At 32.5% G+C, this 24,264-nt stretch carries 22 protein-coding genes; 8 read left to right on the forward strand and 14 right to left on the reverse strand.

The window, feature by feature from the left end; all coding sequences use genetic code 11:
* Positions 1-15 precede the first annotated feature (15 nt).
* Positions 16-213 (reverse strand): hypothetical protein, encoded by a 198-nt coding sequence (locus tag Q0828_RS12570; protein WP_298421220.1) that lies wholly within the window; start codon positions 211-213, stop codon positions 16-18.
* A 137-nt stretch (positions 214-350) separates the two neighbouring features.
* Between Q0828_RS12570 and Q0828_RS12575 the strand changes: the two genes are divergently transcribed.
* From Q0828_RS12575 to Q0828_RS12585, 3 genes are all read left to right on the forward strand, one after another.
* Positions 351-572, forward strand: a complete 222-nt coding sequence (locus Q0828_RS12575; protein ID WP_298421223.1) for a helix-turn-helix transcriptional regulator — start codon at positions 351-353, stop codon at positions 570-572.
* A gap of 1,055 nt (positions 573-1,627) precedes the next feature.
* Positions 1,628-2,842, forward strand: a complete 1,215-nt coding sequence (locus Q0828_RS12580) for a multidrug effflux MFS transporter (RefSeq protein ID WP_298421226.1) — start codon at positions 1,628-1,630, stop codon at positions 2,840-2,842.
* 55 nt (positions 2,843-2,897) lie between these two features.
* On the forward strand, positions 2,898-5,081 hold the full coding sequence (locus Q0828_RS12585; protein WP_298421229.1) for a T9SS type A sorting domain-containing protein: 2,184 nt from the start codon (positions 2,898-2,900) through the stop codon (positions 5,079-5,081).
* Between the two features lie 72 nt (positions 5,082-5,153).
* On the opposite strand, the gene Q0828_RS12590 is transcribed toward Q0828_RS12585, so the two are convergent.
* Positions 5,154-5,714, reverse strand: coding sequence for a porin family protein (locus Q0828_RS12590; RefSeq protein WP_298421232.1), 561 nt, complete (start codon positions 5,712-5,714; stop codon positions 5,154-5,156).
* A 328-nt stretch (positions 5,715-6,042) separates the two neighbouring features.
* Here Q0828_RS12590 and Q0828_RS12595 point away from each other — a divergent pair, with 328 nt between their 5' ends.
* The gene (locus Q0828_RS12595; protein WP_298421235.1) at positions 6,043-6,654 is read left to right on the forward strand and encodes a DEAD/DEAH box helicase; all 612 of its coding nucleotides are present in this window, start codon (positions 6,043-6,045) and stop codon (positions 6,652-6,654) included.
* A gap of 69 nt (positions 6,655-6,723) precedes the next feature.
* On the opposite strand, the gene Q0828_RS12600 is transcribed toward Q0828_RS12595, so the two are convergent.
* The 7 genes from Q0828_RS12600 to Q0828_RS12630 form a co-directional block, all read right to left on the reverse strand.
* On the reverse strand, positions 6,724-7,944 hold the full coding sequence (locus tag Q0828_RS12600) for a bifunctional alpha/beta hydrolase/OsmC family protein (RefSeq protein WP_298421238.1): 1,221 nt from the start codon (positions 7,942-7,944) through the stop codon (positions 6,724-6,726).
* A gap of 63 nt (positions 7,945-8,007) precedes the next feature.
* Entirely contained in the window at positions 8,008-9,570 is a 1,563-nt protein-coding gene (locus Q0828_RS12605) for a protein adenylyltransferase SelO (RefSeq protein WP_298421240.1), read from the reverse strand.
* Between the two features lie 52 nt (positions 9,571-9,622).
* Complete coding sequence (locus Q0828_RS12610; protein ID WP_298421243.1) at positions 9,623-10,351, reverse strand: DKNYY domain-containing protein; 729 nt, start codon at positions 10,349-10,351, stop codon at positions 9,623-9,625.
* A complete protein-coding gene (locus tag Q0828_RS12615; protein WP_298421246.1) occupies positions 10,341-10,844 on the reverse strand; it encodes a hypothetical protein in 504 nt (167 codons plus the stop codon). The genes Q0828_RS12610 and Q0828_RS12615 overlap by 11 nt, the downstream gene beginning before the upstream one ends.
* Before the next feature lie 15 nt (positions 10,845-10,859).
* Positions 10,860-11,216 (reverse strand): hypothetical protein, encoded by a 357-nt coding sequence (locus tag Q0828_RS12620; RefSeq protein ID WP_298421248.1) that lies wholly within the window; start codon positions 11,214-11,216, stop codon positions 10,860-10,862.
* A gap of 33 nt (positions 11,217-11,249) precedes the next feature.
* The gene (locus Q0828_RS12625) at positions 11,250-11,783 is read right to left on the reverse strand and encodes a GNAT family protein (protein ID WP_298421251.1); all 534 of its coding nucleotides are present in this window, start codon (positions 11,781-11,783) and stop codon (positions 11,250-11,252) included.
* Complete coding sequence (locus tag Q0828_RS12630; RefSeq protein WP_298421253.1) at positions 11,755-11,880, reverse strand: hypothetical protein; 126 nt, start codon at positions 11,878-11,880, stop codon at positions 11,755-11,757. Before Q0828_RS12630 ends, Q0828_RS12625 begins: the two co-directional genes overlap by 29 nt.
* A 67-nt stretch (positions 11,881-11,947) precedes the next feature.
* Here Q0828_RS12630 and Q0828_RS12635 point away from each other — a divergent pair, with 67 nt between their 5' ends.
* The 3 genes from Q0828_RS12635 (at position 11,948) to Q0828_RS12645 (ending at position 15,241) form a co-directional block, all read left to right on the forward strand.
* On the forward strand, positions 11,948-12,637 hold the full coding sequence (locus tag Q0828_RS12635; protein ID WP_298421256.1) for a pseudouridine synthase: 690 nt from the start codon (positions 11,948-11,950) through the stop codon (positions 12,635-12,637).
* Between the two features lie 102 nt (positions 12,638-12,739).
* Positions 12,740-13,984 (forward strand): S41 family peptidase, encoded by a 1,245-nt coding sequence (locus tag Q0828_RS12640; protein ID WP_298421261.1) that lies wholly within the window; start codon positions 12,740-12,742, stop codon positions 13,982-13,984.
* Positions 13,985-14,104: 120 nt separating this feature from the next.
* Entirely contained in the window at positions 14,105-15,241 is a 1,137-nt protein-coding gene (locus tag Q0828_RS12645) for a sodium:calcium antiporter (protein WP_298421264.1), read from the forward strand.
* An 88-nt stretch (positions 15,242-15,329) separates the two neighbouring features.
* Here Q0828_RS12645 and Q0828_RS12650 read toward each other — a convergent pair whose 3' ends face one another.
* The 3 genes from Q0828_RS12650 to Q0828_RS12660 all read right to left on the reverse strand — a co-directional run bounded on the left by Q0828_RS12650 (position 15,330) and on the right by Q0828_RS12660 (position 17,861).
* The gene (locus tag Q0828_RS12650; RefSeq protein WP_298421266.1) at positions 15,330-15,473 is read right to left on the reverse strand and encodes a hypothetical protein; all 144 of its coding nucleotides are present in this window, start codon (positions 15,471-15,473) and stop codon (positions 15,330-15,332) included.
* 156 nt (positions 15,474-15,629) lie between these two features.
* On the reverse strand, positions 15,630-15,812 hold the full coding sequence (locus Q0828_RS12655) for a hypothetical protein (protein ID WP_298421269.1): 183 nt from the start codon (positions 15,810-15,812) through the stop codon (positions 15,630-15,632).
* Between the two features lie 114 nt (positions 15,813-15,926).
* Entirely contained in the window at positions 15,927-17,861 is a 1,935-nt protein-coding gene (locus Q0828_RS12660) for a hypothetical protein (RefSeq protein WP_298421271.1), read from the reverse strand.
* 178 nt (positions 17,862-18,039) lie between these two features.
* Between Q0828_RS12660 and Q0828_RS12665 the strand changes: the two genes are divergently transcribed.
* Entirely contained in the window at positions 18,040-18,600 is a 561-nt protein-coding gene (locus tag Q0828_RS12665; RefSeq protein ID WP_298421275.1) for a biopolymer transporter ExbD, read from the forward strand.
* A 426-nt stretch (positions 18,601-19,026) separates the two neighbouring features.
* Here the strand turns inward: Q0828_RS12665 and Q0828_RS12670 are convergent, their stop codons facing one another.
* Positions 19,027-19,152: a hypothetical protein gene (locus tag Q0828_RS12670; RefSeq protein ID WP_298421277.1), complete on the reverse strand. Its 126-nt coding sequence runs from the start codon at positions 19,150-19,152 to the stop codon at positions 19,027-19,029.
* A gap of 228 nt (positions 19,153-19,380) precedes the next feature.
* The gene (locus Q0828_RS12675; RefSeq protein WP_298421280.1) at positions 19,381-24,219 is read right to left on the reverse strand and encodes an immunoglobulin-like domain-containing protein; all 4,839 of its coding nucleotides are present in this window, start codon (positions 24,217-24,219) and stop codon (positions 19,381-19,383) included.
* Positions 24,220-24,264: the final 45 nt, after the last annotated feature.

Below are 24,264 nucleotides of genomic sequence, written 5' to 3' on the forward strand. Positions count from 1 at the left end.
ATAAAATCAATTATTTCATTCAAACTTCCCAGTTCCATAATTTACACGTTTCTTAAAATCTATAATTTCATCTTTTAACTTTCTATTAGCGCTTTCAATAAGCTCATTTTGAAGCTTCATAATCTTTAATAAATCATGAATTGCATTTAGATTATCTAGTTGCGTATATACGATTTTCTCTAAGTCAGCTTTTGTATATTTTGGAAATGGCATTGTTCTTGTTTTAGGGTTAAATATTCCGATTATCAGAACAAATATACATAATTACGGATAAAATAAAAATTAATAGTTCATAAAATCGGAATAATTTATCTTATTATGTAAATTTATGTTCTTAAAATCAGACAATAATGACCGAATTAGGTTTGTTCTTATCAAGGAAATCAGTGAATCGTTCCGATGTTTCTAGAAAAACAGGAATTAGTAAAACTAGACTTAGTGAGTTGGCTAACAACAAAAAAACTAAGTTAAGAGCAGATGAATTGTATCTAATTGCTTTAGCTATTGACGTTGATCCTTGTGATATCTTCAAAGAAATCTGTGCAGACCTTAAATTAAAAGACGAAAATTAATTCTTAAACGCAAGCCACAAACGACCTCAGAAAACTTTGGTCAAAACAATAGGCGAGTGAGCGTCTATATTTTAGAGATGAAGCAGTTTTTTCGTTGAGGATTCTATATTTTAATTGAAATCCAAAATAAGCTAAAGAACTCTTAAACGCTTCTAGAATATAGCGAACGAGCCGTAATTGTTTCCAAAGTTTTATGAAGTCTTGATTTTTGTTTCTTTTTATCAAGAAAAAGACAAAATAAAAAACTACAATAATTTCTCATTAAAACTCAAAAGCTATTTAACATAACGAAAAGCCAAAAAAGGTTTTTATGAAAATTAATAGTTAGCATAGTTATAGAAAATTCTTTGCAGAAAATTTTTATAATTATGCGACAGGCTAACGAGAAGGTCATAAAACTTTTTCTAACGAAAAGATTCTTATATAGCACAATGATTCAATAGAATTTCTAAAGTAGGCTTTTGTGCGGCTGGAAAGCGTTGGAAAATTGCGTATAAAATAAATTGTAATAACAATTTGATTTTATGAAAGCAATCGAGCATTTGAGCGCGGCAATTTTGCATAACGACAAATTATGGGACAAAGAATAATGTAGCGAAGCGTTCCGATTAAAAAATTGTTCATGACCCAAGCACAATGATTCTAGTAGCAACTACAATGGTTCTGGGATATTTAGCATAATATCATTATGGTTTACAAATACGGGAATTGTGCTACTTTCCTATATATAGTATTTGTACTATAATTTATATTATGTTAAATAGAATGTTTTAATATTACATTGAACTCTTAAAATTCTGTATATTTCACTATTCCTCTATTTGTGATAAATTTTGCTTAAAATTATCTAAGGAGTAAAATTTTTTCCACAACGATTTATATATAAAACATAACGAAGTTATTTGTACTTATGTTGGTTGTTTTTATCATTTTTTAATAATCTATACATTCGTTTTTTCGGACTAAATCCGTAATGAAATCTACATACCATTCTTGTGTACGTTCTATTTCGTTTTTTTAATATCTAAAAACTTTTTTAACCGTACTTTTGCGCAATGCAAAGAAAAGACCAATCTCAAACGGAATTCATTCTATTAATGGCTTCACTAATGTCAATAGTTGCCTTGTCTATTGATGCAATTTTGCCAGCTTTAGAAACAATTGGAATTTCCATTGGAACTGCTGAAAAAGCAGATAACCGTTTGTTAATCACAACTATTTTCCTTGGATTAGGATTTGGTCAATTAATATTTGGACCAATTTCCGACAGTATTGGACGTAAACCTGTAATTTATTTAGGGTTTATACTATTTGTATTAGCTAGTATTTTGTGTGTATATGCTACAAATGTTGAAATGATGGTTGCTGGACGTTTACTTCAAGGAATAGGACTTGCCGCACCAAGAACTATCAGTATTGCAATGGTTCGTGATAGCTTTAGTGGAGATTATATGGCAAAAATTATGTCATTTATCGTCGCAATTTTCATTTTAGTACCTGTCATTGCACCTGCTTTAGGAAAGCTAATGCTTGATTCGTTTGGGTGGCGCTCTATCTTTAATAGTCAATTAATTTTTGGAGCAATTATTATATGTTGGCTCTGGAAGCGACAACCAGAAACACTTGATCCAAACAATAAGGTGAAGCTATCTATATCATTATTTATAAGTGGTTTTCAAGATTTTATAAAATTTAAACAATCAGTTGCATTTACATTGATATCTGGATTAATTACAGGTTCATTTATGGTGTATATAAGTGTTGCAGATCAAATATTTCAAGTACAATATAATATGGTTGATGAGTTTCCTTATTTATTTGCAGCATTGGCAATTGCTGTTGGTTTTGCAACATTCTTAAATGGAACTTTTGTTTTAAAATACGGAATGTATATACTTGTACGCACATTCATGATTTCGTTTACATTGATAGCATTGGTGTATCTTATGCTATTTCTAGGCGATCCAAATCCTAATGTATATGTATTATTAACATTTTTTGGATTACAGTTTTTTTCTATTGGTTTCCTTTTCGGGAATTTACGCTCGTTAGCCATGCAACCTGTCGGACACATTGCAGGAATTGGCGCAGCAATTAATGGTTTTGTATCTACAATTATGGCTGTACCTATTGCAACGTATATTGGTGGTTTTGTAAAAGATACCGCTTCTCCTCTATTCATTGGTTTTTTAATTTGCGGAATCTGTTCATTATTTATATTATTTATTTTGAAAAAAATCACAAAAACAGCTTCATTGCCAACTACATAGTTTGTAAAAACACAATCTTTTAATTAAGTTTACGCAATAACCTCGATCAACCAAAATGAAAAAGATAATTGTAACGACTTTTTTAAGTCTATTCCTTGCCGTACCATTACTTCAAGCACAACATTCTGTAGCTCGTGATTGGAATGAAGAATTATTAAATGCCATTCGTGGCGATTTTGCACGTCCAACAGTACATGCCCGAAACCTATTTCACAGTTCCATCGCCATGTATGATGCGTGGGCAATCTTTGATGCAAGTGCAGAAACCGTATTTTTAGGAAAAACATATGGTACTTACACAAGTACTTTTAACGGAATTACAACACCTACAGATGTTGAAGCTGCACGACATGAAGTCATTAGTTATGCTATGTATCGCTTGCTAACACATCGTTTTGCAAATTCTCCAGGAGCAACCACTTCCCTAGCGAATTTTCAAACACTTTTTGAATCGTATAATTATGATGTCAATTTTACATCCACAGATTATAGTTCAGGTTCGTATGCAGCTTTGGGAAATCACTTAGCAGCTGAAATTATCGCTTTCGGTACGCAAGATGGATCTAATGAACAGAATGATTATGCTAATGAACATTATCAACCTGAAAATAGTCCTTTAATTTTAGAGATTTACGAAGAAACAAACGATATCGATCCAAATAAATGGCAACCGTTGGCTTTTGATGTGTTTATAGATCAAAGTGGAAATCCATTTCCGTTAAATACACCAGCTTTTCTAAGCCCAGAATGGGGAGAAGTATATCCTTTTGCTTTAAAATATGATGATTTACAAATTATAAATGAAGGATTTGATTGTTATGTGTATAATGATCCAGGTCCGCCAGAATATATTCAAGATTCAAATAATAATGATGGAATTGACGATCCATATAAGTGGCATTTTGCGCTGGTTTCATTGTGGTCTTCACATTTAGATCCTGCTGATAATACAATGATTGACATTTCACCAGGCGCGATTGGAAATTTACCAACAACGGCATTTCCTGAAACATTTGAAGAATACAAAGCATTTTATGATATCATGCAAGGTGGAGATCCAAGTACAGGACATAATTTGAATCCTGTGACGAATATGCCTTATGAACAGCAAATGGTTAAAAGAGCCGATTATGCACGTGTGTTAGCTGAGTTTTGGGCAGATGGACCTGATTCTGAAACACCTCCAGGACACTGGTTTACAATTATGAATTACGTAAGTGACCATCCATTAACAGAAAAACGTTTTAATGGTACAGGATCAGTTTTAAGCGATTTAGAATGGGACGTAAAGTCGTATTTAGCGCTCGGTGGCGCGATGCATGATGCTGCAGTGAACACATGGGGAATTAAAGGATATTATGATTATGTGCGTCCAATTTCTGCTATTCGTTATATGGCTGGAAAAGGACAAAGTACAGACAATTCACTTTCAAATTATGATCCACATGGTTTGCCATTAATTCCAGGATATATTGAAGTTGTAGAAATTGGAGATGCATTGGCAGGCACAAATGATGAAAATGTTGGCAAGGTTAAAGTATATGCATGGAAAGGACCTGATTATATAAATGATCCAACACAAGATATTGCTGGTGTTGATTGGATTTTGGCAGAACGTTGGTGGCCATATCAACGAGGAACATTTGTAACACCTCCATTTGCTGGATACCTTTCAGGACATTCTACATTTTCAAGAGCAGCAGCAGAAGTTTTAACTTTAATTACAGGTGATGCATTTTTTCCTGGAGGAATGGGAACGTTTGAAATTCCACAAGATAACTTTCTCGTTTTCGAAAAAGGTCCTAGTGAAGCATTTACATTGCAATGGGCAACATATCGTGATGCTTCTGACCAAACAAGTTTGTCAAGAATTTGGGGAGGAATTCATCCGCCAATTGATGATATAAGGGGAAGAATCATTGGTGCTGAAATTGGTGTAAAAGTATTCAACAAAGCAAATGATTATTATAATGGAATTTTAAGCAATGAGGAGTTTGAAACAACAACTACAAAAGTATATCCAGTTCCGTTTATGGATCAATTAACAATTCAAACAGAAAACGAACCAATTTCAAAAGTTGATTTATATAGTATTGAAGGACGTTTGTTGTTTACAGAAGTTATGAATTCAACACAAAAAACTATTAATTTACCAAACCTAAAAACAGGAATTTATTTCATAAAAGCTTATAATGCTGTTGGTAAAATTGTACTTCAAGAAAAAGTGATTAAACAATAGAAATATATCATTATAATACTATATACTTGGCTCTTTCGGTTTATACATACTGAAAGAGCCATTTTTTAAGCCTTAAAAGAAGAAATACCCAACAGAAATCTGTGCTACTCCATTTCTTATTTTATTAGAAGAACCGCTTACATCATTAATATTTGAGAGTCCTAAATTGTATCGAACACCAAAGTTAAGTCCGTTGTTTAATTCATATCCTACTCCAACATTTACACCAAAATCTAAGGTTTTAAAATTATCGGTTACGCTTCTACCGTCATCTTTTGCTGAAAGTAAAAAACCAATTTGCGGACCAGCTTCAACGCTTAATTTTTTTGATAGATAATACTTTCCCATTAATGGAATATTAAAGTAATTTAATGCAACTACGTCATCACTAACGCTATAACCTTGAACAGAATACATTAATTCAGGCTGAAAAGAGAATTTTTCACTTAATGATATTTCTCCAACAATACCAAAATTAATAATACTGGTGATAGGATCAATATTACCTGTATTGTCTCCATAAATGTTCGCAAAATTCAGTCCTACTTTCGCTCCAAGTTTAATGTCATTTTGCGCATTCACATTTGCAAATCCAAAAATTGTAATTGCAGTAATAAGTAATAGTTTTTTCATTGTTTAAAGTTTAATTTGTTTTAAACAAAAGAAATAGTTTTTACATATTTCACCTTCTTTATTATCATCGATTTAACGTTTTTAACCAACTTTAACAACACTATTAAAATTTTAAGATTTTAGTAAGATTTATGCTTTTCTAATATACAAGTAATAAATTATCTTGCTACAGCTACACAATTATATAGTTTTGCAGAACTTAAAATAAAGTTCTTAAGTTGCTTTTATAAAATAGAAAAGAAACTTCTTCCTTTTATTTCATTTGCAGGTAGTATATTTGCCTTAATTATTATAATTACTGTATCAAAAATAGTTAGCTCATTTTCCTATGCCTTTTAAAAAATTACATACTGATATAAAAGAGAAGTTAGCAGCTCTCAAAATAATAACACCAACTCCTTTTCAAAGCAAAAGTATTCCGGTAATAAAAAGTGGCGCCAATGTTTATTGCACAGCTTTAAAAGGAAGTGGAAAAACAACCACACTAATACTTACTACTTTACAAAAACTAAAATGTGAAGCCGTAGGAGATTCTCCAAGAGCAGTAGTTATTGTTGAAAATAAAGCAAGAGCATTAGAATTATATGATGCATTTTTGACGTATACAAAGCAGACTTCGTTACGCGTTTATGTTGGATATGAACAGCTTCATGTTGATATCCAAAAATCAGAAATATTTGAAGGCATTGATATTCTCATTTCTACGCCAATAGCTATGAATAAGCTATTGTTATTAAATGGATTACACATTTCTCAATTAAAAATTTTCAGTATTGACGATAGTGAGTTTCTAATTCAAAAATCAGCGTATACCGCATTAATGTCTATCACAAATAGCGTTGACAAATGTCAGTACGTCATATATTCAGAAAAGATGCATCCGATACTAAAACGTTTTGAATCTTACTTCATGGAATATTCTAGAATAGTGACCGCCTAGTATAATGATGTCTAAATTGCATTATTACTGAAATAAGAAAAAAAAGTAACTTGTATCGTTAATAAAAGTTTACGAAACAACTTCACTTTCAAATACCACTTGACTCGCCAGTGTTTTGTGAACAGGACATTTAGAAGCAATTTCTTTTAAGCGTTGTCTTTGTTCTTCTGAAAGATTTCCAACGAACTTTAATTTTTTTGTAATGAAATCAAGACGTGTTGGTTTTTCTAGTTCAATACCTAATTCGGTATTTTTCTTTTTACTATGCGATATGTATACAAATACTTCCTGTAAATCCCAACCTTTACGATCTGCATACATCTTTAAAGTCATGGTGGTACATGCAGCCAAACCTGCATATAGATATTGATAAGGAGATGGACCAAAGTCATTTCCGCCAACGGAAATTGGTTCATCTGCAATCATATTGTGGTTTTTTGTTTGAATTTTTGTCGTAAAATTATCTTCAACTAAGTTTAAATGTCCAACTAAGTGTTCTCCTTCCGTATCTAACATTTCGTTTTCTTGCTTTGGGAAATAGCGTTCAACCCAAGTTCCAATCATATTTCCGGCATAACGACTGTCTTTTATATCTGTCAATAAATGATCGGCATTGTCTAACGATACAAAACTTTTCGGATGATGCGCGTGGTGATACAACTGTTTTGCATTTTCAATTCCAACAATTGTATCAACTGGAGAATGTAAGATTAGTAGTGGTTTGCGTAATTTTTTTACAATGGCTGGTAAGTCAGTCTTATCAAAATCTGATACAAATTCTTTATTAATTTTAAAAGGTCTGCCTCCAATGTTTACTTGTACATCCGCATCGTCAGGAAGTTGGTCAGTATCGTGAGAAAATAAATGTTTTACGTGACTTACAGTTGCTGGTGCACCAATAGTAGCCACTGCTTTAATGTCATCCAATTGTGAAGCTGCTACTAAAACCGCAGCGCCTCCAAGTGAATGTCCAACTAATAAACATGGAGCTTCGTAGTTGTCTTTCATGTATTGATGTACCGCAATTAAATCTGAAACGTTTCCTGAAAAGTGACTTTCTGAAAACTCACCTTCACTCCTACCCAAACCTGTAAAATCAAAACGTACAACTCCAAAACCATGAGCTGTAAGCGTATTGCTAATGTTTCTAACTGCTCCTAAAGTACTACTACACGTAAAACAATGTGCGAATATGACATAGTAATTGGGTTTCTGATTTGCTGGTAATTCTAAGGATGCATTTAGTTTATGACCTTTTGCGTTTTTTATTTGAAGTTTTGTGCTTTTCATTGGTTTATTTTTCAGATTAAAACTGATATTGATGAATGCTTAGTCTACTAAATGTAAGAAACATTACGAACTACATGAAAGCATAGAACAACCTACTTTGTTTCGTGCCCATTCAGGACGTTTTGCATACCATTTTGCATATTCCGGTTGTTCATGATATGGACGTTTTAAGACGGTATATAATTCGTTGATGATTTTATAGTTCCCTTTATTTGCTGCATCAATGGCAAGTTGTGACATGTAATTTCGTAAAACAAATTTTGGATTGACTTCATTCATTTTTAATTTTCTCGTTTTGTCTTCGTCTTTTTCTATTTGTAAACGTTCTATATATTTAGAGAACCAAATTAGCCAAGTGTCTGTAATTGATTCAGTTATTTCTAAAGGTTTGTAAAACGCTTTGTTTATTTTTTGAAAGGCTTCTTGTAGAGTATTTGTTTTTTGTACACTTGATAGTTCACGAAAGAAAATTGTTATGTCAGTTTCAGTTAGTTGTAGATTCTGCTCTAGATTTTCAATAAGTTCTTCTACATCAGAGTTTATTTCGGCTAGACCGAGCTTCTGAGACATCATTTCTACATATTTTTTATCAAAATTTGTTTGATAACTTTCTAAAACATCTTCTAAAGGTTTTGCCTCTTCTATCAATGGATATAATGCATTTGCCAACTGAACTAAATTCCAAAGCACAACACCAGGTTGATTTCCATATGCATATCGATGCTGCTGACTATCTGTTGTATTTGGAGTCCAATTTGGATCGTATCCTTCTAACCAACCATAAGGTCCGTAATCAATTGTTAAACCAAGTATTGACATATTATCCGTATTCATAACACCATGAACAAAACCAACACGTTGCCAATGAATTACCATTTCTAAAGAAGCGTTTACCACTTTTTGAAAAAACGTAATATATTTTTCTTTTCCTTCCGAATGAATGTCTTTGTGAAAGTTTCGAATTGTATAATCGGCAAGGTTTTTAAGGTTTTTATGATCTTTTCGAGCTGCTAAGATTTGAAAATTCCCAAAACGTACAAAACTTGGTGCTACTCTACAAACTACAGCTCCTTTTTCATAGTCTTGATTGCCATCATATAGCATATCTCGTAAAACTTCGTCACCTGTTAATGCTAATGACAGTGAACGTGTTGTAGGTACGCCTAAATAGTGCATAGCTTCACTGCATAAGTGTTCGCGGATGGATGAACGCAATACTGCTAATCCATCGGCAGTTCGTGAATATGGTGTTGCGCCTGCACCTTTTAGTTGCAATGCCCAATGTTGTTCGTTTACACGAATTTCGGCTAAATTAATTGCCCTTCCATCTCCTAGTTGTCCAGCCCAATGTCCAAATTGATGTCCACCATAACACATAGCAAACGGTGCAGTTTTAGGGTAAACAGTTTTTCCAGTAAATACATTTAGAAATGCTGATGAATTTGTGTCATATTCTAAACCTAACAATTTAGCAACATCATCCGCTACATGAACAAGTTTTGGGTTAGAAGGAACTCTAGGAGTTACATATGAATAACAAGCTTCAAAAACTTTACGTCGAGTATTATTTTTATTAGGATCGGCAGGTAATTCTTTATTGAAGGTATCTTTTATATTGAGTTTCATTTTTAGCAATTCTTTTCGAACTGTAAAGATACGACTTAGAATAATAGCGTTTTCATTTCAATTTTAATACTTCTTTTACTGAAATAGATTTGTTACGTTCACAGAAATATCCTTTGTCTAGTTCATATTTTATGTCATAGACTTTATTGTCCATAATTACGAAATGTTTGGGCGAATTCCAGTAGTTGCCTTCTTTGGGAATAAATTCAACTTTTGCGGTTATAGGAATATTTAGTTTATACATTCCATAGTTTGGACAACCGTAATAAATTCCTTTTTTGTCTGCACCACCACAAATGTCTTTAAAAGGTTTAAATGTTTTTGAGTCGGCTTTGTTTATAGGAATCATTAAATGTCCACCTGAATTTACCCACCAAAAATACACGTTGTTTTTAGTTGTAAAATATCTATCGTTATATTCTTTGTATGATGCTAAATCTATTCGATTTGTAAATTCTTGATAATATTCTACATCAATAAATTTGCCTTCACATTTACGATGTGTTTTTGCTTTTTTATAAATTTTATCAGCTCTTTTCACAAAACCATGATCAGTTGCTTCAAAATAATCATCAATTGGATCTATTAATCGTGTTTCAACTTTGATGGTATCAACTATTCTGTTTCCTAGTGTTATATAATCTTTACTATAGTTACAAAGCTTTTTTTCGACGACAGTTGTAGATTCGGAATCTTTAGAAACTGGATCTTGCGTTACAGATTTTGATTTTTCACAAGAAATACCAATGAATAGTAGTATGATGAAATATTTATAGTTCAATTGCTGTCTTTTTAAATATCATAACGTCTCCTTGATCTGGATCGCCAAAAGTGAAAATTATATCATATGGATATTTTTTATTCATGAGTCCTGCTCCTCTTATTTCAATAGGCAGATCCATCAAATGTATTCCCCAATGTTTTAAATTTTCTTTTTCGCCAACATCAATTGCTCCTAAAACAGTAATTTCCCAAGTTCCTTTTTTACTAACCAATTCTTCATATTTGGGTAAAAATCCTTTAAAATGAGGAATATTTATTACTTCAAACGTTCCGTTTTCTTTTATTATAATGCTTGGTGTTACAATTTCCCCGTTTTCATCTTGAAATTCTTCTATAGTACTGTTAACAGTTTGTGAGTGAAAACGATACGTTCCAATTAAATCAGCTATTTCAGGTTCAGTAGTTGTAAATCTGTGCGCATATGGATCGTATTGACAACTTGTGAGTAATATTAAATACAGTAAGATGTATAATGGAGTTCGTTTTTGCATTTTTTCTTTAGTGTTTTATATAACATGAGAATATTCCATATTCCAATCTAAATATTTATTATAGATTAGTAACTTCAATTCTTTATACTCATTAGTTTTGGTTGTTTTAAAATCTGTTTTCTCAAATTTTTTAATGAGTTCAGACATCTCTTTTAGTTGAATCATAGTCAAATGTTCATTCCAAATTAATTCCGTGCCAAATTTTAAGATTCCGTCAATATGATTGTTCGTAATTGCTTTATTAAAATTATTCCAATCAGTTACTATTGTTTGTAAGTGTCTTTTCTTTCTAATACCTAACCAATAATAAAATAGTGAAACTATTCCTAAAGGTATACAAATTGTCAACGTAATAATTATTCCGTTTCCCATAGGTAACTTATTTTAGATATTGTTATTTAACTCTTATTTCCATTCACTTTTTAACAAGCCATATACAATATCATCTACCCATTTTCCATTAATAAAGAGGCTTTCTTTAAAATGTGCTTCTTTCCTAAAGTGCAATCGCTCTAAAAGTTGAATAGAATTTATATTTTGTGGATCTATTGAAGCAGTTATTCTATGTTTGTTTAATTCTTTAAATAAGTAATCAATTGTAGTTTTCATTGCTTCGGTGGCAAATCCTTTTCCTTGGTGTTTTTTACTTAATGTACAGCCCAATTCACATTGAAACCCATCATTACCAATAAAATGAACTCCTAAATCTCCTATTATTAGATTAGATTTTTTTTCAATGATAACAAATTGAAACCAAGATTCAGGTTGATTAAATTCCGTTGCATTTTTTGCAATAAACGCATCTACTTCATCTAATGATTTTGGGATAAAACCCTGATATTTATTTGTTTCGGAATCTGACCTATATTTAAATATTTGCTCATTATCGTTAGATTCAATTGGTTTTAATTTAATTCGTTCTGTTTCTATTCGTATCATTAAAGTACAGCATTAGTGTAATAGGAATTCCTGTGTTGTCTAAAACTACAATAATCTTCTCCAATGACAAAGTCATTGAAAAAATTAAATACATCATATTTTGAGTTCTTTTCAGATAGAAGCATATTTATCATGAGTTTCCATTTAATTTTTTATCATTGCATATGGTTTTATACGAAGATGATTTTGTGATTGCTGTTGCAAAACCCAATAATATGTTGGTACATCATTCGTTTATGGCACGAAATCAGTCTGAAGAACAGACGTTAGTTGGTTTGCTTCAAGAAAAGTTTGATAAACAGTTTTTTCCTGTGCATCGATTGGATAGAAAAACATCTGGAATTGTATTATGTGCTAAGGAAAAAAGTTTTGTTTCTGAGTTTCAAGCATTGTTTATAGCCAATCAGATTCAAAAAGTATATTATGGAATTGTCCGAGGCTTTTCGCCTGAAAATGGCGTTATTGATTCTCCTGTAAAAGGAAGAGATGCCAACGTACATAAAGTAGCATTAACACATTACGAAACTTTGGCAACTATTACGCTTCCCATTCCTGTAAAACCGTTTCCAACTTCGCGCTATAGCTTGATAAAATTACTTCCAAAAACTGGTAGAATGCATCAATTACGAGTTCATTTAAACAAAATTAATCATCCATTAATTGGCGATCCAAAATATGGAGATCGCTTTCATAATCGGATGTTTCAAACTGAGTTTGACATGCATAACTTGTTTTTGCACGCAACTTCACTATTTTTTCAACATCCGTTTACAAAAGAAAAGATTGTTATCAATTGTCCATTTCCAATTGATTGGAAAAATATTGCTGCGCGTTTTGAATGGAGTTTGGTATAAAAACTCATTTTAGAAGTTAATAAAAGCATTTCAGAAGTTAAGTGCGTTGTATGTTTCTAAGCTACGTTTTTTTCGTAAGAAAATAATAAAAACTCTTTTCTTATGTATCGTAAACAAGTGTGTTTTCCTCCTATTTACAGAAAATCAATTCTTTCCGTTAGTATCATACTTTTTTGTGTGAATTTCTGTTTTTCACAAAAGCAATTGACTAAAAAAGAGAAGCTTACCGATTTTGAGTATCTATATCAAGAGTTAAAAGCATCGTATCCGTATTTTGGAATTAATAAAAGAGCGTATAAAACTGATTGGTTGGCAAAGAAATCTGAATATATAGAAGCTATCAAAAAGACGAAGGATGACAAAGCGTTTTTTAATGTTTTTAATGATATTATGAACGATTTGCATAATGGTCATACAGATGCGTACCCTACTATAATTTACAGCTATTTCTATGATGCTTATAAACAAGCAGTAGCGCAACATCCTATATATGAATCACATGTAAAAGAATTGGAGAAAACAGATTCTATACGATCTAAATATTGGGAAGACATTAATCATGAACTTTTTTTTTCAGATACAAATGTTGAAAATACAGCAGTTGAAAGCACGAACAATACATATGAAAATATAGACATTACTTTTATTGATTCATTAAAAACGGCTAGTATTCATGTAAAATCGTTTAGTTATGACTATTTGGATCAAGATGCTGATACATTAAAATACTTTTTTAACAAAGCGCAAGCATATGAAAATATAATTATTGACATTCAAGGAAATGATGGCGGAAGTACAGAATATTGGATTCAAAACATGCTTCCACACTTAATTAATGATACAATTAGCACGCCTGTAGTGTATGCATTTAAGAATTCAGATCGACTGCGTAAGTTTAAACCAAATTATTTTGAAAACATGATTACTTACGATGAAATTGGTTTACCTAATACACCTGAAGAGTTGAAAAATGGAAGTTATTTATTTAGACGTGACGATATGACGATAGTTCCTTCTGAAGATAGTCAAAAATATTTAGGAAAGGTATATTTATTAGTTGATAATGTTGTGTTTTCTAGTTCGGAAACGTTGGCTTTTTTTTGTAAATCTACAAAGTTTGCAACAGTTGTTGGTGAAAAAACAAGTGGTGATGGCGTTGGAACAGATCCTTTATTATTAACACTTCCAAATAGTGGTATTGTGATACGTTTTACTGGGGAAATGGGATTAAACCCAGACGGAAGCGCCAATGATGAAACCAAAACGATTCCAGATATTTCTATAGAAGCTACAGATATGAAGGAAAGGCGAAAAAAACTTCTAAGTCATATTCAACATAAAAAATAAACGAATTGCTTCCGTGTGCTATTGTTCATTCCGTAATGATTTAGAAAAATAGGATATAATCAAAACTAAATTATTTAATGTCTGTTTAAATCTTTAATTTTACAGTCAAACAAAATGTTCATGGCAGTAGTTTCCTCTTTAGGTTTAATTTTTATTACGTGTATTGTTATTTGGAGAGCGTGTGATGGCTTCGAAATGGCGTCTGATTATTTAGGCAGAAACATGAAAGAAGGAATTAAAGGAGCTACTATAAACGCTATTGGAAGTAGTTTACCTGAATTATTCACGACACTTTTTTTCTTATTTGTTTTAAAAGATAAAGATGGTTTTTCTGGCGGAATTGGAACGACGGCTGGAAGTGCCGTATTTAATGCTATGATTATTCCTGCAGTTGTAATAATGGCTGTGATAGGAAAAGGAATTGTTGACCGAATTGATGTTTCTAAGAAAGTGATAAAGCGTGATGGAATTTCACTTATTTTGTGTGAAATAGTACTAATTCTTTTAATTACAGGAACAGAGTTACATTGGTATCATGGTTTGGTATTAATGCTTTTATATGTGGTATATATTACATACATGCTAACAAGTCAAGGTTCTGGAGAAGTTGACAATGATTACGAAGCTGAAGCGGATGGAGGAAATAGAATGGTAGCGTTTTGTAAAGGCGATTTTGCAACCACGGTTTTGGGAGATGGAACTATTAGCACTGGTAAAGCCTGGTTGTTAATGTTAGTTTCTGTATTCTTTATAGGAATTGCTTGCTATTGGCTTGTTGAAGCCTGTGAGCAGTTTGGAGAAGCTATTGGCATGCCAATTTACTTTGTATCCGTTGTATTAGCTTCTGCCGCTACAAGTGTTCCTGACACGATTATTTCATGGAAAGATGCAATGAAAGGAAATTATGATGACGCTGTCGCTAATGCACTTGGTAGTAATATTTTTGATATCTGTTTTGCTTTAGGTTTTCCGTTATTTTTATTTACACTCATGTATGGACCTATTACGATGAGTCCTGATACATTAGAAAATGTTGGACAATTACGTGTATTATTATTAATTATTACCATTGTAGCATTCTTCATTTATTTAGTTCCAAAAACTATTAAGAAGTCGCACGGATATTTACTAATTGGATTGTATGCCTTGTTTGTGCTTTATATTGTTTTGAAAGGAATGAATACTGATATAGGAATCATTACCAGTATTTCTGATGGTTTATCGTCTATTTCACATTTTTTTAGCACACTTTTATAACTAAATAAAACCATGGAAAGAACTTTTGTTTCCACAGCTTTTAATTACTGGATAACTCAGTTATACCTAAATTTTCTTTTCTGTTACTTTAGCATTCAGTAAATGTTTGCTCTAATAAACTATCGCATGTAATTCGTCTTGTTTTTGGAGGTCTCCCTCCATTAATAGTGCTTATGTTTAACACAGAAATTACTTTTTTTGACAATTTTAATTTTGAATGTCTTTTCTTCATAATATATGTTTTAATAATTAATAACGAAATGAAATTAAGACAGTCAAAAGCTAGAAACAAACGTTATAGCCTACAGTTCATGAATCAAAGGTTATAGCTGTTCTTTACATGTTCTGTATAAAAAAAAGCGAACCGAAGTTCGCTTTCAACTGTTTGTTAAGCAATTGTACAATAACCGCATGTATTGTCGTCTATAGTGTTTGCACACCATGTAGAACAGAATGTTGTATGTGGTGGCAATTTGATAATTGTTGTATTTCCTCCACTTACTTTTTCTTGTGCTAATACAGAAATTACTTTTTTGTTTAATTTGATCTTCTTTAAGTTTTTACTTTTCATAATAATGAGTTTTTGAAATTAATTATTGATTAAAGTTACTAGGAAGTACTTTTACAAAAAATTAATCATTCACTTAAAAGATCATTTTATTGTCGTCATTTATAAATGGTTGGGTTATAACTCATCTTCAGATAGCACAACTAAGAAATCATGCTCATTAAGTTCTATTTGCTCATCTTTTTCTAAGTTCAATTTTACACCAAAATTAGACGAAACATCTTTACTCAAATTGCCTTTTCTAATTCCTAAACAGATTTCATCACGTTTGTTCGCTATTTCCATAGCTTCTGCAAATGTTATTTTCTGTGGAAATTCTTCAAAATATAATGTAGTAGGCTTCACATAAATTTCACTTCCATCTTCTGAAAAGATATCATCGTAGAATGTTTTGATTAATGGCTCTTCGCTTAATTGCGCTAAAATCATTGTAATCAACTTGTTACTAATAATAAAATCATCTACATCGGTTTGATTAATAATCTCTTGATTTTCAGAGTTTAGTACTTGCGTAAGTAAGTGTGTATTTTCAAAATCCTTAATGATTTTTCGTAACATTAATAGAATAATTAGTGTATCTGAATCAATTTTATCAGCACTTTCCTCCTTCATACTCTGTGACAACACAATTACATTATCATACTGTGAAGGATTTACTTTTTCCAAACATTCTATTGCTAATGGATTAGAATCGATCAAATTGATTTTAAATTCAGGATATTCTTCTTTTAAATCAATAATCATTTCTTGTAATTCCGCAGGTGGTTTGTGGAATAGAATGTCAAATTCAGAGTCTTCAATAAGATAATCAGTGGCTTCTTCTATAAAAATTTCAGCAACTTTATGCCAACCCAAGATTAATATTTTCTTTTGAACTTGCTCTAGTTTTTCATCTTTTAAAGGAATTGATTTTGGAGAAAAACGCTTGCTAGGTCCTAATTTTATTGTGGAATCATCTTCGGCTAAAATCACCACCTGATCACCGTTTTTAAGTACAGTATCACGATCTGGACGTAAAACTAATCCTTCTTCTTCTGAGTAGGTTCCTAATGGAATTCCGTCTTCTAAATAGTATGCTAAATCATAGAAATTTATATTGTTCCATTGATCTTCATGAAAGTACACTTCACAACCATCAAATGATAGTATTTCGTTGTAAACCATCTCCAAACCACTTGTTAATGATGTTTGAACTAATAGTTTACCCATAATAGTCCAACTATCTATGGCTATGATGTTTTCATCTTCAAAGAAACTAATTATTTCACGCTTTTCTTCTGTGAATACTTCGGCTACAATTGGCAGTTCATTTTTTCCACCTTGACAAGAAGTAATTGCTAAAATTGACTTAATTGATTGCACATCGGAAGCTACCTTTTTATCTTTAGAAGCACTTTCTGTACAGTTTGCTAAAATGATGATAGATTTTGACTCTTTTACATTTACACGCTCCAGTTCGTTGATATTGGCATAATCACCTTGTGTGGTAATTATATCTGTCGTCATAGTATCTGGCAAACGTTTCGAAATTAAATCGTCCATATATTCTTTGTCTGCTTCCGAAAGAATCACCACAGTAGCTTTGCGTTCACTCTCATTTGCAAGAATTAATTCACGAATAATATCAACCACACGTTCATTCCAACCTAAAATAAGTGTATGATCCGATTCTATAATCTTTCCTCTTCCCTTTCTGAATTCATATAACATCTTATTGAGTGATGTTGTAATAAAACCAATTAACATGGATAATAAAATAACACCTGTTAATCCTGAAATCACCGTCATAACTTTTAACCATGCTGGCGCTAAGTTATCTTGATTCATGTTTCCTGTAGCGGTCATTTCAAGAAAAGTAATCCAAATATCTCGAAATGGGTTTCCATTATAATCTAAGCCTGGAAATAGCGTGATTAGTAATAATCGTAATCCCATTAGGATTAAAAACGAGAAGATAAATAGTATTAATAAACTTAAAAAGATAGAAGATCCACCTTTGCTCATGAAGCGTTCTAAACGATAATAGAACTTTTCTTTTAAAGAGTTTTTCATTATTGGACTTGGTTGATTATGGTACAGTTTTTTTGGATGAGAATGGAGGGAATTTCTCTTAGTTGGGTAAATATAATAATTTAAAAATACTTTTTACATCTGTAAGCATAGTGATTTTTAGTGTAATTGTGGTATCAAATTTGATGTTAAATTATCTTAACATTAAAACCGATATATTATGAAAGAATCCAGAAAAACCATTTCCGGAGTCAACGCAGGCTCTATGGCCGACATTGCATTTTTATTATTAATTTTCTTCTTGGTTACTACCACATTTCCAGAAGATCAAGGAATTGAAAGCTTGATGCCTAGACCTTGTCCCGAAGAAGAAGATTGCACTGCCGAACTTCATGAAAAGAACATTTACACCATCAAACTCAACCGAAATAATGAGTTGATGGCTAATAATGAGTTGATTAACGTTGATGAATTACGTGAAGATATTAAAGCGTTTGTAGACAATAACGGAGATGAAACCTGTACATATTGTCATGGAGAGAAAGATTTGAAATTATCTGACAATCCTAAAAAAGCTGTCATAGCGATTCATACCGATCGTGAAGCGATGTATGACAATTACATTGAAATCCAAAATGAATTAGTAGGCGCTTATTATGAATTGCGCGAAGAACTATGTAAAATGAAGTTCAACAAAAATGTAGATCAATTAACTGAAGAAGAAATACTTATTTTACAAGAATCATATCCGTTTCGAATTACAGAAGCAGATTTGAATTAATAATTTTAGCATGGCTTCTATCTTTTTAGAAGTCACTAATATCTAAAACGTCCAAAACTACTATGATTTTGGGCGTTTTTTCTTTTAAAAGTACTAATTCTGCTTTATGGTATTAATTAACTGTTCATATAACATATTATTCTGGCTTCATGACTTTTCTTCTAAAATCAATGATTTTATTGTGCAATTTTGAAGTGTAATCAAAACAAATTTTCTATCGTAGCTACACCGAATTTTTTTAATGATACTGGCGAAATCCGAAAAGCTAATATGTAAAAGAGTAGGAAATAAAATTAACCAATTATGGCAACTAGATATATTAAAATATTAATCGACACACAAAGTTTATTATCAACACCAGCACCAACTGTAGGTAGTTGTGTATACATGGCAGCTCCTTCAGGGATGAAATCCTTATAATCAAGCTCAAGATGAATTAGGTGTTACTGTAAATAACGGAGATACGGTAATTTGAAATGCTTCAAGTTTTGATACAGAAACTAAAATTACTTTAGTAAAAGTATTAAGTCCTGGAATTTTAGATACTAACATGACGACAGATTACAACGATGATGGAACGTTTCTGCATTAGCTACAAAAGATAGTAATAGCGGAATCTACAGATTTGCATTTACCGTTGACGATCAAGATTTCTCTCAATATACAAGGGATCCGTATATGACAATTGAAAATTAGGTCATTGTTTTTTTAAAGTTTTGCGATAAAAAAGCCCGATACAATTACTGCATCGGACTTTTTACATAATGGTTTTTTAATTATTTATTGCTTCATAAATTTCTTTGTAAGTGTATTTTTTCCATCAAATACTTCCACAAAATATACACCTGAACGAAGGTTACCTACTTTAATATGGTTTGCTTCTTTTCCTTTTGCAACTTCTTGTCCATATAAATTGATGATTCTATATGAAGTTACAGCTCCAAAATTCAATTTGATATTTAAAACATTTCCTCGAACTGGATTTGGATATACTGTTAAGTTATTTTTAGTAGTAAATATTTCGTTTCCATCAGTAACTGTATCAGTTGTTATATCTTCTTTTGCATTATTTGCTTGTTGACGTGGTAATGTAGTTGTGTCTAAATTGATATTGTCAATAGCAATATCTGCTTGCCAAGTTCCACCAGTAATTCTGTTGAAACGCAATTGAACACTTCCTCCAATATAGCTTGAAAGGTCAACATTGGCAGATAACCATTGGTTTCCTTTATTTCCAGATTCTGACCAGATAGTTATCCAAGATAATCCATTGTCGTTACTCGCTTCTAAAGCAATAGTTCCCATATCATTAGATCCGAACATGTGATAACTAAAGCTGAATGATGCATTTAATTCATTTGTTAAATCATAGCAAGGTGAATTGATAATTGCTTGTTTGTTAGGGAAACCTGTTCCATTACCTGAAGCTTCTACGAAGATGTAGAAATTTCCGTTTGCAGCATTAGATGGTCCTGTGTTTTGTGATGGAGTTCCGTTTGAATCTACTGTCCAATTGATATCATCAGCTGAAGATTGTGTCCAACCACCTAAGGTATTTTCATAGCTTTCTGTGTATGGGAATGTATTAATTCCACCAGAACAACCTTCTACAATAATTTCTTCATCTATTAAATTAATATTATCAATTGCGATATCAGCTCTCCAAGTACTTCCAGTTACTCTATTGAATCGAAGTTGCACATTATTTCCAACATATGCTCCAAGATCAATATTTGTAGTTTGCCAAGCGTTTCCTTGATTTCCTGTTTGATTCCAAATTGTTGTCCAATTAGCACCATTGTCTTCACTTATTTCTACAGCTAATGTTCCCATATCTGTACCATACATATGATAGTTAAAACTAAATGTAGCTTGTGTTAACGATGTTAAATCAAAACATGGAGAAGTTAAAATTGCTTGCTTATCAGGATATCCTGTTCCGTTTCCAGATGCTTCCACGTATGCATAGAAGTTTCCTTCAATAGCACTTGATGGTCCAGTGTTTTGTGATGGTGTTGCATTACTAAGAATTGTCCAGTCAATATCATCAGCTGAAGATTGTGTCCAACCACCTAATGAGTTTTCAAACCCTTCTGAATATGGGAATGTATCAATTCCGTTTGTACAACCAATACTTACTTCATTTACAATTACAGTACGAGTTACCTCTGTTGCTGCATTTCCTGCTGTATCACTTACATTGTAACGAACTGTATACGTTCCAGCGACAGCTGTATTAACAGTTCCAGTGATTACAATAGCATTTGTAAGGTTTCCATCTAAGTTGTCTGTTGCTGTAGCACCAAGTTCTGTATATGCTTCTCCTACGTTTAAGTCAATTGTAGCATTTCCATTTAATGTAATTATTGGTGCAGTTGTATCAGCAAGTACATTTACAGTTCGTATAACTTGTGCTGTATTTCCGGCAGCATCACTTACTGAATATGTTAGTTGATAAGTTCCAGCGACAGCTGTATTAACCGTTCCAGTGATTACTATAGCATTCGTAAGATTTCCGTCTAAGTTATCCGTTGCTATAGCACCAAGTTCTATATATGCTTCTCCTACGTTTAAGTCAATTGTAGCATTTCCATTTAATGTAATTATTGGTGCTGTTGTATCAGCAATTACATTTACAGTACGTGTAACTTGTGTAGTATTTCCAGATGAATCACTTACAGTATAGTTTACACTATATGTTCCAGCGATAGTAGTATCAACAGTTCCAGTGATTACAATAGCATTCGTAAGATTTCCATCTAAGTTATCCGTTGCTGTAGCACCAAGTTCTGTATATGCTTCTCCTACGTTTAAGTTAATTGTAGCATTTCCATTTAGTACAATTATAGGTGCAATTGTATCAGCAAGTACATTTACCGTACGTGTTATTTGCGCAGTGTTTCCTGTAGCATCACTTACTGTGTAATTGATTAGGTATGTTCCTGCTGTTGAAGTATCAATCGTTCCGCTAATGTTGATGTTTGGTGTAAGATTCCCGTCTACATTATCTATTGCTGTAGCACCAAGTTCTACATATGCTTCATTAATATTTAAGTTGATCGTTTGACTTCCATTTAATGAAATTACTGGAGCTACAGTATCTGCAACTACATTTATAGTACGTGTAACTTCTGTTGCTGCATTTCCTGCTATATCAGAGACATTGTAACGAATTGTGTACGTTCCAGCGATAGCTGTATTTACATTTCCAGTAATAATGATAGCACTTGTTAAGTTTCCATCAACATTGTCTGTTGCTGTAGCGCCTAATTCAGTATAGAAATCTCCAACATTCAAATTTAGTGTTGATTCTCCATTTAAGGTAATTACTGGTGCAGTTGTATCTACAGGTGTAATTACATTTACGGTTCTTGTCACTTCAGTGGCATTATTTCCTACAACATCTCTAACATTGTAACGAATTGTGTATGTTCCGGCAACAGCCGTATTTACAGTTCCTGTTACAATAATATCATTTGTAACGTCACCATCTATATTATCGATTGCTGTAGCACCTGCATCTACATATGTATCTCCAACGAAAATATCTACAGGATTGTCTCCGTTGAGTGTAATGACCGGAGGAATAGTATCTGGCATAGAAGACATAATGTTTACTGTATAATCTTCAACTTCTCCGTAGGTAAATGTTTCACAAGCAGTTGGAATGGCATTGTACTTCATTGAAACACGCATTCTCGTGGCTCCGTTTGGTACAGCGGTTGGAATTGTAAATGTTCCACTTACTGAAGCTGCTGTTGTATTTCCTTGTGTCCAAACTTGTTCTCCTGGATCAGAGAAATCTCCATTCTGATTGTAATCAATCCAAACAGCATACGCTTCATTGTATACAGTTCCTGTCCATGTTGGTGTTACTGTAATAGTATATTGACCATTTCGAATTAATTCTGTAGAAATGTTTGTAAAGTCTGAATAGAATTGTGCATCCGAAGTATTATCTATGTCTTCAAGTTGTACTCTACTAATATATTCATCATCTACATTATTACTTTGCGATCCACAATAGTTTATGACAACATTTTGATCTGTAGTAATATTTACAACGTTACTTGGCTGTGATGCGTTTCCTGCTAAGTCTCTTGCAATTATTTTAAATTCATATGCTGTATTTGGTGTTAATCCAGTTACGATATAGTTAAGTTGCGCTACAGATGCAATGATTACATCATTTTGATAAATATCATAGGCAATTACATCCATATCATCTGTAGATGTTGTCCAAGTTAAATCTGTAGTTGTTTCTGTAACATTTGAAGCTACTAAGTTTGAAGGATCTGTTGGAGGAGTCACATCTCCGCTAACATCATCAACAATAGTAATATTTCTAGTAAGTGAGTAATATCCGCAAGTTCCAACAGTATAAACTACTGAGTGACTTCCTAATGGTGAGTTGGCAAGATCAATTTCTCCAGTAGCAGGATTTATAATTAACCCAGAAGGACTTGAGAATGTTCCACCGCTAATCCCTGCAATTACAGGTGTTGGATTTGGATTTGTGACTATATAAGTAGTTGATAAGAACGTAAACATTGCAAAGTCGTTGTAATGTGCATCAATATAGTTTAATACGGTTGCTGCATAATCTTTTGCAAAAGGAACTAATGTTTGTGGTCTAGAGTCATATACTTGTCCATTGTAGGTTCCTAAGTCACGAACACGTCTGTTAACTTCTGTCATGATTCCGTCCACGGTTCCAGCTCCACCAGTTCCATCATTTGTTCCATTACCTGAGCCATGTCTACGGTTGTTATAAAAATCTCCATCAAAGTATGCGTTTCCATTTGGACGTGTATCGTCACAACTTCCTCCTCCATTGTTCGTAGCACTTGGAACAGCTCTGTAACCGCTTGTACTTCCACAACCAGCATGTCCTTGACTTGCATAGAAAGTTCCAGCTGCATTTTGAAATAATTCTCCTAAACTATTGTTTCCTCTTATTAATTCTTCATGAGAAAGGTTGTTAAGGTTTGTATTTACCAGGTTTCTAATTGTAGATTTATTTATAATGTTTGCTGCATTTAGATTTGATGAGTTTAATTCACCTGAAGTAACATTATATCCAGCTTCAATTCTAGGAACAGAATGACTTTGTCCGTGAAGGTCTATATATAACCCTTTTCCCCAGTTTGATTCTACAGCAGTACTAGCTTGATCTATAAAGTTATGAAAAGCACTCCAATGATCCGCAGCATTTGAGTTACCGCAGGTAGCTTCATTGATTTCTCGGTTTGGGTCTAATTTTGATCGGTGTAAGTTATTAATGATAACATGTGCATAACAACCTGTTAGTTGAAATATTTCGTTTTGAATTTCACGCACTAATATGTCAGTATTATCATCGCGTTCATTGGTTCCGCAACCTCTATCCGGTAAAGAACTGTCGTTATCTGGATAGAAAATACCTCCAATTGTTTGTCCAGATTGTTGCACTCCTCCATGTGGTGCAGAAATGATGATTGGTAAGTTTCCTGGGATATACTCAATGTAATTACGAGTATCGCCTGCTGTTTGTTCGTAAAAGATTGATACGCCTGGAGTCTGTGCTTGTACAAATGACGTAAGTAAACATAGCACGACTAAGTGTAAAATTTTCTTCATAGTTATTTAATAATTAGGTTAAGTTCAATAGATCACTTTGGGGCA

Source organism: uncultured Kordia sp. (genome assembly GCF_947496985.1).
GTDB lineage: Bacteria > Bacteroidota > Bacteroidia > Flavobacteriales > Flavobacteriaceae > Kordia.